This is a genomic window from Halogeometricum sp. CBA1124 (assembly GCF_009741955.1).
Lineage (GTDB): Archaea > Halobacteriota > Halobacteria > Halobacteriales > Haloferacaceae > Halogeometricum > Halogeometricum rufum.
On record NZ_WPCD01000023.1, the window covers coordinates 21037 to 31678 of the forward strand.

Genomic DNA, 10642 nt, shown 5'->3' on the forward strand with positions numbered 1-10642 from the left:
TCAGATGTCTCCGTCGACGATGTCACGGACGCGCTGACGGTCGAACAGCCGTTTCTCCTCGGGGACGTCCAACGGCGCGTCTAAGTCGAGTTCGCCGAACTCCTCGGGATAGAACAGCCGTGCGGTCAGTTCGGTCTGGAACGCGTTGACGAGCGGCCCCTGTTCCGCGGTCGGACCGGGGAGGACGCGTCCCTCCTGAACCGCGGTGAGTTGGCTCCCGACGTCGTCGTTCTCCATCGGCGCGACGAACTTCTCGCGGAACTGTTCGGCGTCGAACGCGCCGTCGCCGCCGAAGGTCACCGACCCCGTGGTGATGCCCCAGTGGACGAGGATGAGGTCTGGGTCCACTTCCAGCAACGTCTCGTAGTCGGTCAGTCCGTACTGTCCGGTCTCGACGCCCGCGAAGGCGTCCGCTTCGACCAGCCCTAGGTCGCGGTAGGGTTTCATCTCGTATCCGTTGTCCTCGAGATAGAGCACGTAGAACTCGCCGTTTTCGGGGGAGGAGCCGCTATTTATCAGGCCTATCGACGGCGTCTCGGGGTCGTCCGGAATCCGTGACTGGAGTTCGGACTGGAGGTCCTCGTGGAGGTCGAGCCAGGCCTCCGCCCGGGCCTGTTCGTCCAGGACCGTTCCGACCTTCTCGAACGCCTCCAGCATCGACGGAGCTCGCTCGGGATACCCCATCTCCTGCTGCCACTCGTTACGGAAGCGACGGTTCATACACCCGAAAAAGGGGGCGACGTTCGACTCGATCTCCTCGACGTCAGCGTCCTCCCAGTTGTCGTCCCACGCCTGGATCAGATTCGGGTCGATGAGGAACGCGTCTGGGTCGTGCTCGTAGAACACTTCTTTGGGCATCCCGCCGTCTTGCCACAGCGGTGGCCAGTTCATGTCGTAGTCGATGTCGAACCTGTCGTAGAAGAGCGTGGGTCCACTCAGTCTGTCTGTCTGCAGTTTCTCCGCCTGTCCGAGCGAGACCACCATGTCCGCCCACGCCATCGAGTAAGTCGTGACCGACTCCGGAACGGACTCGAACTCCACCTCGCCGACGGGGAACATCTCGACCGTGTAACTGCCCTGCTCCGTCTGCGTTCCCGTCTCGGTGACCGCTACGGTGTCGGTACTCGCCGCCGTCGGCGTCCCTCCGGTATCGGACTGGCCTGTACAGCCCGCAAGCAATCCTCCACCGATGAACGCTCCCCCGTACTTCACGTACTCCCGCCGCGTCGGGGCCTCGTGTGCTAGATCGTCGTCTGACATCGAATTTTAGGTACACCTAATCCAATAAAACGGTTCTGCTTTCGGCCGACCTAAATCTCGACGAATTGTGCTTTGGGGGCGACACATCGGCCGTTCACGAGACGCCGGCCGACGACGTCGGGACCACCGGTTGTCTGTCGGCGTCGCTCATCCGGTCACGTCGGCCCGACCGTCGCCAGTGCCCGTAACGGTGGATAGCCGCCGGAAGCGGAGACGTGACCGAGCGGGGAACTCACGAACGACCGGCCTCACTCGCTTCGAGAACGGGTCGGGCGGGTCGACGAGTGAGTCGTCGGTTTCCTCGCGAATCCGAATCGGTTGGTCCTTCGATTCCCGAACGGAGCGCTCGATTGCGGACCCACAGGTCCGATTGCGGTCGGCGCGCGGAGCCACAGTTTTTGCGTTCCAACCAGAACTGCCTGTATGGAGGATGTCCGCTCGGTACGGATGAGCGAGGAGGAACGGAACGAATTTTTGGACCACGGTGGAACGGGTACGATATCGGTCGATACCCCGAGCGGCGACCCGCCGTACTCTCGTCCGGTCTCGTACGGGTACGACCCGGAGACTGGAAACTTCTACTTCCGATTCGCCGTCGGTCCCGACGACGCTGGAAAGACGGACGTCGTGGACGACGACGTGATGGTTTCGTTCGTCACGCACGACCGGACGGACGCCGGTTGGCGGAGCGTCGTCGCCACGGGCAGGTTAGAAGAGATCACGAAGTCGGCGCTCGACTCGGCCGTCGCCGACGCGATGGAGCGAGTGGCCATCCCGTTCGTGGACGTGTACGACAGCCATCCGCTCACGCTGGAGTTCCGGTTCTTCCGACTCTCTCCCGACGACGTCGCCGGGAAGCGGGAGGCCGAGGCTGGGGACTGAGCGGTGCGACCGGGACGGCTTCGACGGCAGCGCGCGATTTCTACGGGGACCGACGCATTTCTCAGTAAACCCGGAGCGACGGATACTGAGAGCGCTCGTTCGAGTGGCTACTAGTACCTCGTTCGCGTCTCTACTCCGCACGAAAGCAACCGTTTCGACGCTGCTGGACTCGGCACCGGAACGCGTCTGGGCAGAACTACAGCGACCCGCGCTGTTGGAGTACGTCGTCGCGCCGTCGGTCGCGTTCGAACGCCGTTCGGAGTCGGGTCGCCTCGCGGTGCGTCTCGCCGTCTCGACCATCACCGAGGGGCACCGCATCGCGGGCACATCGGCGGTCCCTCCGCCGGCAGGGCGAGCCCACAGTTCGGACACTCGCCGTCGCCGTCGGGCGACGCGATCTCGTCCGCGACACCGGCCGTCTCCGCCCGAACTGCCTCGACGGTCCCGACTCCATCGGGCACTCCGGTGGTCCGTTCGCCGGTCTGCAGACGCCGGAGGAAACGCACGCGGTCGGTCAGAAACGCCGGTGCTCGTCGTCTTCGAACGCACCCGGGTCGAGTTCGGGGACCGGTTCGACGGCCGTCCCGTCCCGAACGAGCAAGGCGAGAGCCTCCGCCGCGCGCCCCCGGACGTACGGGCTCTCGTTCTCGTCCGTCAGTCGCGCCCGGAACGCCGCCTCGGATTCGGAGAGCCTCTCGGGGTGTTCACATCCCACTACCACCAGCGCCGTACAGAGGTGGTAGCGGACGAGTTCGCGGTCGTCGTCGAGGTGGTCGGCCAGCGAGGCGACCTGGTGTCGGAGCCGACTCGGGTCGCCCAGTGCGACGCACGCCAGTGCCTTCGCCAACTTCTCTCTCACCTCCGGTTCGTCGAACGACAGTCCGACCCGGAACTCCGCCAGCGTCGCCGGGTCGCTGACCTCCTCGGGACGGTCGAGCGCCACGTACCCGAGCGCTTCGGCACACCGGGCGCGGACGTAGTAGAACTCCCCTTCGTCACCGAGTCGGTCGGCGAGCGACGGAACCGCGGGGACGACGGCGTTCGGCGTCGCCTCCGCGACAGCGACGAACAGTTTCGCGGCCGTCAACCGAATCGACCGTTCCTCGTCGTCGAGAAACGACGTCAGCGCCGCACAGACCTCCCCGACGAGTACGGGGCGGTCCTCGGCCACCGCTCGGAGTGACCGCACCGTCGCCTTCCGGTCCTCCGCCGTCGCCGACTGTACCGTCTCGAGACGTTCGAGAGCCTCGTCTCGGGCGTCACGCTCCAAGAGGTCGACGACGCGGTCTGCCGACGCGGAACGGGTCGAGTCGTCCATAGAGTGGTCCCTTACCGAAACGGACCGTTCGACGGTATTAAAAATGCGTCCCTGACGGGAGCGGTGGTCCGGGTAGTTTCGCCGTCCGACGCATCACCTCGAAGGACACGAACGAGAAGTGGCGCGACGAACCACCGGAGGAACCGAGAGTCGCCGAGAGAGTACCGTGCGATGGTGAGCCCGACTTCGAGTGCGGGAGAAAGATGGACCGGCGAGAGCGGATACCGGGACGACGGCGGTTACCGATGCACCAATCCCAGTACGCGGCTTCGGACATCGTCGGCGGAGTCGTACGTTTGGTTATCGGTCGGGGCGAGCACCTCTTCGAGGGACATCGTCCCATCCTGGGCTTCGATCTCGTAGTCGCCATAGGCCTCGACCAATTCGTCCGTCGTGGTTGGATAGTCTTGGTCTTCGAGCGCCCCATCGAGGTCACCGAGCCGCCCACCGGGGTCACCGCTCATCGCTCGTTCTTCCTGGGCGCGGTCGCGAACGTCCTCTCGCTTCCGTTCTGGCTGTTGTCGCTGTTCGTCGTCTGCGGTCTCGTCTCGGTCCCGTGTGTCGTCCGGCATGCTCTGAGATAGGCACCCGATTCGGATAACTGTGTGGACGCTCGTCGGTGTGGCCCTCGATATCGGAGCGTTCGTCGGGAACCTGGACGACTTACCGGTGTCGTAGACCGCGCAGTATAGAACGTCGAAGCACGGAGTCGATGACCTCACGAACGAGATTGACCTCCTCGTTCACGCAACGGCTGACGCTACCGCACAGAGCCGAGGGGCGTTGTCCCACATTTCGGTGTACCGTCGATTCAAGGGGGCGGCGACAACCGGGGCACCGTTACGACAGTGCTCATTCACAGTATCACCGCGAACGGTGCGGGGAGCCAAGTGACTCGGTTAATCAAAAACACCTCGAGTAGAAAAATGCTGTCAATTGAGGTAACCGGGGAACGTCGGTGTACCTGTCCTATGGAGATAAGTCACGTACTCGCATTTCTCGAAGACGAACTCACGTTTCCGATCCACCAAGACTCGGTCATCAGGCAGGTCGGAGCGGTCGATATCGAGGCTCCAGACGCTCAGGAAACCGAGACGGTCTCTACGATCATCGGACCGGTCGGGCAGGAGACGTACGCGTCGGCCGACGAGTTGTTCACGACCATCATCGGTAATCTAAGCGATGAGTACATCGGGCGCAAATTCTACGACGACCGCGGGGGTAACCTCGCCGGAGCATCGGTAGGGCCCACGGACGAAACCGACATTTCGTTCTGATGCGTTCGCCGTCGCTACCGGAATGAGTGCTCGTTCCCGACCGCGTCGGGGTCGTGTTCACCCGTTCTTCGCACTTGTGGTGAACGGTGGAACTGCGACCGACCGCGACCGGTCGTGATACGCTCGGCGGATGCGCACTCGTGACGGTTGAAAAGCCGCGGGCCTGTGAGCGTTCGGAGCCCTGACGGGACTCTGCTCTGAGTAGGCGAGTCCGTATGCCGCCGTTTGTGTACCCCACATAATTAAAAACCGAACGAGAGTGAAAATGTCGGCTCTTGATGCTGTTACGGACGGAATCCGGAACACATGCACGCCCCGATCACGCTACAGATCTCTGCTCTCGGATTCTGGATTGTCGGCCTGTTCGTACTGGTGCTGGCAGTGGTGACGGTCTGGCAGATGGTGCGGTTCGTGGACGCCTACGACAAACAGGCGCTCACCGTGTTCGGCGAGTATCGCGGCTTGCTCGAACCGGGTATCAACTTCGTCCCTCCGTTCGTCTCGCGCACGTACACGTTCGACATGCGTACTCAGACGATGGACGTGCCTCGTCAGGAGGCGATCACGCGTGACAACTCCCCCGTGACAGCGGATGCTGTCGTCTATCTCCGTGTGATGGACGCGAAGAAGGCGTTTCTGGAGGTCGAAGACTACAAGACGGCGGTATCTAACCTCGCCCAGACCACGCTCCGGGCGGTCCTCGGCGACATGGAACTGGACGACACGCTGAACAAGCGTCAGGAGATCAACGCTCGCATTCGTAAGGAGCTCGACGAACCGACCGACGAATGGGGGATCCGCGTCGAGTCAGTCGAAGTCCGAGAGGTCAACCCCAGTCAAGAGGTTCAACAGGCGATGGAACAGCAAACCGGCGCGGAACGGAGACGCCGAGCCACGATCCTCGAAGCGCAGGGCGAACGCCGGAGTGCAGTCGAGAACGCCGAAGGGGACAAGCAGTCGAACATCATCAGAGCGCAAGGCGAAAAGCAGAGTCAGATCCTCGAAGCACAGGGGGACGCCATCTCGACGGTCCTGCGCGCGAAGTCCGCCGAGTCGATGGGCGAACGCGCCATCATCGAGAAGGGAATGGAGACGCTCGAAGCGATCGGGCAGGGCGAGTCGACGACGTTCGTCATCCCCCAGGAACTCACCTCGCTGGTGGGTCGCTACGGCAAGCACCTCACGGGCAGTGACGTGGCGGCCAACGGACACCAGTTAGACAGCCTGCAATTCGACGCCGAGACGCGCGAACTCATCGGTCTCGACGACATCAAGGAGATTCTCGGCGAGATAGAGAAGGCCGCTGAGTTGGACGTCGCAGGGCTGGAACAGCAGGCTAAGGCAGTCAAGAACGGTGACCCGAACGTCGAGAGCGCCGACGAAACCGTCGAAGACGACCCTGCCACGGAACCGGAAGAGCAAACGTCGGCTTCGTCGTAGACCGGCGTACTCCCACGAATCGCTGCTGTCTCCGTCCGACTCGTCGCGACCCCGGATTCCACGATACCGCCGAGACGGAGAGCCGACCGTCTCAGCGAAGTCCCGAACTGACTTACAACAGACCTTCTCGGAGGGCTTCCCGATTCAACGGCGCACACCTCTCGGCAGTGGCTCTCGCAGGACCACTCATCGCAGCCGAGCGTCTCTCATCCGACCAGCCCCAGCAGTCCCAGCACCCACCGTCCGACCTCCGAGGCAGCGAACACCGCTCCTTCCGGCCGCGAGAGCTTTCGGCCCGTCCACAGCGCCGCGACCACGACCACGGTGACGACGATGAGCCATGCGACGGACTCGAGCGCGACTGACCCGAAGGACACCGGCCGGATGACCGCTGCGACGCCTAACACGCCGAGCATGTTGAAGATGTTGCTTCCGACGACGTTGCCGACGGACACGCCGAGCCGTCCTTGCCGTATCGCCACTAGCGAGACGGCGAACTCCGGCGTCGAGGTGCCCGCAGCGACGATGGTGCCGCCGATAATCGAGTCGGGGATGCCCGCTGCCCGTGCCAGCGTGGAGGCCGCCCCCACCATCAGGTCGCCGCTCACCAAGACCACGGCGAGCCCCAGCACCAGCAGGACCGCATCGCGTCCGCGGAACGTCACACGTTCGGTCAGCGCTGTCGGTATCCCCTCGCTCACGGAACTGGGAACCGTGTCCGGGGTGCCATCACCGGTCCGGAGCAGGTACGCCGTGTAGGCGACGAACGAGACGAGGAGCACGGCACCTTCGACGCGGACCACCGTTCGGTCGAACATGACTGCGGCACCGACGAGCGTGCTCACGACCAGAACCACTCCGTCACGGTGGACCAGCGACCGCTCGATCGGAATGATCCGAACCAGCGAGACGACGCCGAGTATGAACGCGAGATTGTAGATGTTCGACCCGACGACGTTGCCGACCGCGATCGCCCCCAGACCGGCCAGTGCCGCGTCGGCGGTGACCACCAGTTCCGGAGTGGAGGTGCCGGCGGCGACGACGGTGAGGCCGATAGTGAGCTCCGACAGCCCGAGCCGACGGGCCAGCCTGATCACGGAATCGACGAGGAGACGGGCCCCGATCCAGAGCCCCGCGACTGTTGCAACGAGAATTCCGATTTGGACAGCAGCTCCGTCGCTCACCATCGCGAATCCTTCGTAACGTCCACGGCTGGCCGCAAAAAACTACTCATCGAGTGGGTCGTGAAGCCGCCGTGAAAGAACGACACGTTCTCACGTATCGGGGTCACCGTTCGGTGAGAATCTCTCAACGAAAGCACCGCTACTGACCCGACCGACGAGACCCGTAGTCGCGTCAGCGCCGGTTCGTCTCCCCACAGTTGGCAACTCCGTGACCGGAGACGATGTCCGACACGACGGCTAGGATGCCAAATCACACCGCCCTTGAGGGCGTGTCGTCCGGAAGGTACACGAGCGCACGTCGGAGTAGCGGCGGCGTCATTACGGACGTGAGGATGGCGACGAGGACGATGACGGCGTAGATGGTGGGCGTGAGGATTCCGATTGCCAAACCGAGGGCGGCCACGACGAGTTCCATCGCACCGCGAGCGTTGAGCCCGATGGCAAGACAGATGATTTCTACACGGGTGAGGTCCGTCAACGTCGCTCCGAGTACCACGCCCAGTGCCTTTCCCAGCACGGCAACGGCGAGTGTGGCGCCCGCGACCAGTAGCGTATCTACCGTGAGCAGTCCACTCAGGTCGACCTGTAACCCGGCCGTCGCAAAGAAGACGGGTGCGAACAGGCCGAGTGTCACCATCTGAAATACTCGTTCCGTCTCCGCGTCGAGTCGTTCTCTCACGAGGACGCCCGCGAGGAACGCGCCGAGAACGGCTTCCAATCCGAGTGCGAGCGAGCACCCGCCATCCCAAGCCCGACGACCACGACGATAGAAAACCCGGTCAACACCGGTGACCGAACGTATGCGGTGACACCGAAGAGTGTCTCGATGATTCGAGGGCCGAGAACAACAGCGACCGCGACGAACACGGCGAGGACGACGAGTGTCCGGCCGACTCCGAACGGTTCCATCCGGCCCTCGCGAGCGATGTCGGCAACTATCGTTAGCGCAACCCATCCCGCTGCATCGATAACGACGGCGACGGTAAGAGTGAGTTGTCCAACTGGTCGGTCCATCGCGTCGAGGTCGATCAGCACGCGAACGGCGACGGGAACCGCCGAGATGCTCAGCGCCGTCGCTAGGAACAGCGCGAACGGCAGTCGTTGCTCGGGAGTGACGAGGAATCTCGCTGGGAGAACCCATCCCAAGGCGAATCCGGAAAGGAACGGTACGACGGAGGCTCCGGTAGCGAGCGCTATCGTCGGTCGAACGTAGCGGCGTACCGTCTGACCGTCGATTTCAGTTCCGGCCAATACGAGGAGGAGAACGAGCGACCCAAGGGCTGTTAGCAGATCGGGAATCGGGACGACGATAGCCGTGACGTTCGGGGCGGCGAAACCGAGAATCGATGGCCCGAGCACCAACCCGGTGAGGAGTTCACCGACGACCGGCGCAAGCCCGAGTCTGTCGGCGACCGCTCCGAGTGTGTGCGCAACGGCCAAGACGAGAGTCACCCCGGCGAGAAACGTGAGTAACAAGCTCGACTCAACGACCATGGGTATTCACGCTCCGTAGGTCAGTCAGTCGCACGTTCGTCTTCGTCGTCTCTCGTCCTTCGATAGTCTTCGAACCCTACGTCAGTGAACGTCGTTACTCGCCCGTCCTCCTCGCTGAGTGTGATGGCTGCGACCACTTCCTTGCGGGTCGCGGTTTCCAGCGCGCTCATATGGCGGGTGCCCATCCATCCCGCATAGGGAAGTTCGTCGCCCCGTGCTCGTTCGGCTGTCGGTAGCTGGTCGACCCTGACCATCTCCTCTTGAATCGTCCCGTCGTTGTGGATGACGACTGCGCCGTCACAGGAAAAGGCAACTCCTCGTGCCGCCTCGAGGAGTGCATCGGTTTCATCAAACACGCTCGCACAGTCCTCGACCGGCCAGCGGTTCGTCCCCATCGGGTCCGTGAACTCGGCTACCGACTCACGCTCGACGACGAAATACAGACCCGGTCCCCGAGCGTAGGGGTCGTCCCATCGCTCGAACTCGCGACTGATCTCCTTGACGCAATCCTCGATCCTATCGAGCACCGCGACGATGTCCGAAGAGACCCGTTTCGAAGCCGACGTTCTCATACTCTCTATGAGGTCAGTCATTTGCCTGTACGTAGGGCCGTCAGTGAATAGCGTTCCCGGATTTCATATCGTGGCGGATTTTGATTATCCGGGTGAAAAACGCACGAGGTTTTCGGTCGGTCGGCCTTACTAGGGGTATGGAGTACGAAATCGGAGAAAACGAATCGATGAGCACGGCCGTCGTGCGCGCGGTGAGCGCCGTGGAGGGACGTGAACCCTGTTCGCTCCGACCGCTGGCGTACGTCTTCGACACGGATGCTCTGGATGCGCTATTCGAGTTCCGGTCTACCGGTGACCCCCGAACCGGTGGCTGTCTCTCGTTCGTCTATAGCGACTGTCGCGTCTCCATCGACGACGGCGAATATCTCTCCGTCGAACCGCTCGAAAGCCTTCGCCGAGCGTCTACTGACTGAGGGTCGTACCGTGACGGCACGTGTCGGCGATTGGGACGATAGTCGCGGCCAGTTGGCTCACAGCGTGGAGTCACGGGGAGTCAACAATCCCGTGCCGAGAGACGGCGCGCTCACCAGACAGTTAGTCAGATCGGAGCTTACCACTAGGTTCGACGCACGAACTCGTCGAGTTCCGCTTCGACGAGTGTCGCGACGCGCTCGCTGTATCGCCAGAGCGCTGCGTTGAGTCGCTCTTCGGTCTCGTCGTCTAACTCGTCTCCCCCACGGAGGACGGAGTCCTTCGTGATCTGCGGATGGTAGACACAGACGACGCCGAGCGGGCTATCCGAACTCGAGGTTCCCGCCGCGTGGATTCCGTACTGGTCGGTTCCCCAGACACCGTCGCCGCCTCGTCGTTCCAGTTCGGAATCGAGCGCATCGAGTAGCCGTATCTCTTCAGGGCTGAGGATCGGATCGTCACCTTCGAACAGTTCAGAGTACGCCTTTATCCGGGCACTTCTCGTCCACTGGTCCAACTGGGAGCGCGCCCGTAGTACGAGTTGTCGTCCGTCTGGAAACTCGGCCATACTTCTAGTACGACGGCCAGATGAATCAACGTTCGTACGACACCTCCAGTCGGAGGTGGTGACGTCGGCGCGGTATCTCGGGCAGAACGGTTCGTCTCACACGCGGACGCCCCAGAAGAACGCGATTCCGAGGACGGTGACAATCGAGAGGAGGAACTGTAACGGCGCGCCGACCCGAATGAAGTCGGAAAACGTGTACCCGCCCGGCCCGTAGACGAAGAGATTCGTCTGGTAGC

The 10642-nt window shown here is 62.8% G+C and carries 12 protein-coding genes; 4 read left to right on the top strand and 8 right to left on the bottom strand.

Annotated elements, in window-relative coordinates; all coding sequences use genetic code 11:
* Entirely contained in the window at positions 1-1260 is a 1260-nt protein-coding gene (locus GJ632_RS05355) for an ABC transporter substrate-binding protein (RefSeq protein WP_191452324.1), read from the bottom strand.
* 423 nt (positions 1261-1683) lie between these two features.
* Between GJ632_RS05355 and GJ632_RS05360 the strand changes: the two genes are divergently transcribed.
* Positions 1684-2142 carry a pyridoxamine 5'-phosphate oxidase family protein gene (locus GJ632_RS05360; RefSeq protein WP_191452325.1) on the top strand — a complete coding sequence of 153 codons (459 nt, stop codon included), beginning with the start codon at positions 1684-1686 and terminating at the stop codon, positions 2140-2142.
* 514 nt (positions 2143-2656) lie between these two features.
* Here the strand turns inward: GJ632_RS05360 and GJ632_RS05365 are convergent.
* Both GJ632_RS05365 and GJ632_RS05370 read right to left on the bottom strand, forming a co-directional pair.
* Complete coding sequence (locus tag GJ632_RS05365) at positions 2657-3460, bottom strand: HEAT repeat domain-containing protein (RefSeq protein ID WP_343161037.1); 804 nt, start codon at positions 3458-3460, stop codon at positions 2657-2659.
* Positions 3461-3699: 239 nt separating this feature from the next.
* Positions 3700-4032, bottom strand: coding sequence for a hypothetical protein (locus GJ632_RS05370; protein WP_191452326.1), 333 nt, complete (start codon positions 4030-4032; stop codon positions 3700-3702).
* Positions 4033-4431: 399 nt separating this feature from the next.
* Between GJ632_RS05370 and GJ632_RS05375 the strand changes: the two genes are divergently transcribed.
* Both GJ632_RS05375 and GJ632_RS05380 read left to right on the top strand, forming a co-directional pair.
* Positions 4432-4737: a hypothetical protein gene (locus GJ632_RS05375; protein ID WP_191452327.1), complete on the top strand. Its 306-nt coding sequence runs from the start codon at positions 4432-4434 to the stop codon at positions 4735-4737.
* A gap of 306 nt (positions 4738-5043) precedes the next feature.
* The gene (locus GJ632_RS05380; protein ID WP_191452328.1) at positions 5044-6177 is read left to right on the top strand and encodes an SPFH domain-containing protein; all 1134 of its coding nucleotides are present in this window, start codon (positions 5044-5046) and stop codon (positions 6175-6177) included.
* A gap of 206 nt (positions 6178-6383) precedes the next feature.
* On the opposite strand, the gene GJ632_RS05385 is transcribed toward GJ632_RS05380, so the two are convergent.
* The 4 genes from GJ632_RS05385 to GJ632_RS05395 form a co-directional block, all read right to left on the bottom strand.
* The gene (locus GJ632_RS05385) at positions 6384-7364 is read right to left on the bottom strand and encodes a calcium/sodium antiporter (protein ID WP_191452329.1); all 981 of its coding nucleotides are present in this window, start codon (positions 7362-7364) and stop codon (positions 6384-6386) included.
* Positions 7365-7611: 247 nt separating this feature from the next.
* Positions 7612-8040 (bottom strand): cation:proton antiporter, encoded by a 429-nt coding sequence (locus GJ632_RS24660; RefSeq protein ID WP_343161038.1) that lies wholly within the window; start codon positions 8038-8040, stop codon positions 7612-7614.
* Positions 8037-8855, bottom strand: a complete 819-nt coding sequence (locus GJ632_RS05390; RefSeq protein WP_255473540.1) for a cation:proton antiporter — start codon at positions 8853-8855, stop codon at positions 8037-8039. The genes GJ632_RS24660 and GJ632_RS05390 overlap by 4 nt, the downstream gene beginning before the upstream one ends.
* 20 nt (positions 8856-8875) lie before the next feature.
* The gene (locus GJ632_RS05395; RefSeq protein WP_191452330.1) at positions 8876-9448 is read right to left on the bottom strand and encodes a diadenylate cyclase; all 573 of its coding nucleotides are present in this window, start codon (positions 9446-9448) and stop codon (positions 8876-8878) included.
* A gap of 59 nt (positions 9449-9507) precedes the next feature.
* Between GJ632_RS05395 and GJ632_RS05400 the strand changes: the two genes are divergently transcribed.
* Positions 9508-9840 (top strand): HalOD1 output domain-containing protein, encoded by a 333-nt coding sequence (locus tag GJ632_RS05400; protein WP_231751358.1) that lies wholly within the window; start codon positions 9508-9510, stop codon positions 9838-9840.
* 143 nt (positions 9841-9983) lie between these two features.
* On the opposite strand, the gene GJ632_RS05405 is transcribed toward GJ632_RS05400, so the two are convergent.
* Entirely contained in the window at positions 9984-10406 is a 423-nt protein-coding gene (locus GJ632_RS05405) for a hypothetical protein (RefSeq protein WP_191452331.1), read from the bottom strand.
* Positions 10407-10642: the final 236 nt, after the last annotated feature.

Excerpts from the sequence above, each read along its gene's own strand:
- GJ632_RS05355 (WP_191452324.1), bottom strand. The coding sequence starts at position 1,260 with ATGTCAGACGACGATCTAGCACACGAGGCCCCGACGCGGCGGGAGTAC.
- GJ632_RS05375 (WP_191452327.1), top strand. The coding sequence starts at position 4,432 with ATGGAGATAAGTCACGTACTCGCATTTCTCGAAGACGAACTCACGTTT.
- GJ632_RS05365 (WP_343161037.1), bottom strand. The coding sequence starts at position 3,460 with ATGGACGACTCGACCCGTTCCGCGTCGGCAGACCGCGTCGTCGACCTC.
- GJ632_RS05390 (WP_255473540.1), bottom strand. The coding sequence starts at position 8,855 with ATGGTCGTTGAGTCGAGCTTGTTACTCACGTTTCTCGCCGGGGTGACT.
- GJ632_RS05380 (WP_191452328.1), top strand. The coding sequence starts at position 5,044 with ATGCACGCCCCGATCACGCTACAGATCTCTGCTCTCGGATTCTGGATT.
- GJ632_RS05360 (WP_191452325.1), top strand. The coding sequence starts at position 1,684 with ATGGAGGATGTCCGCTCGGTACGGATGAGCGAGGAGGAACGGAACGAA.
- GJ632_RS05370 (WP_191452326.1), bottom strand. The coding sequence starts at position 4,032 with ATGCCGGACGACACACGGGACCGAGACGAGACCGCAGACGACGAACAG.
- GJ632_RS05405 (WP_191452331.1), bottom strand. The coding sequence starts at position 10,406 with ATGGCCGAGTTTCCAGACGGACGACAACTCGTACTACGGGCGCGCTCC.
- GJ632_RS05385 (WP_191452329.1), bottom strand. The coding sequence starts at position 7,364 with ATGGTGAGCGACGGAGCTGCTGTCCAAATCGGAATTCTCGTTGCAACA.
- GJ632_RS05395 (WP_191452330.1), bottom strand. The coding sequence starts at position 9,448 with ATGACTGACCTCATAGAGAGTATGAGAACGTCGGCTTCGAAACGGGTC.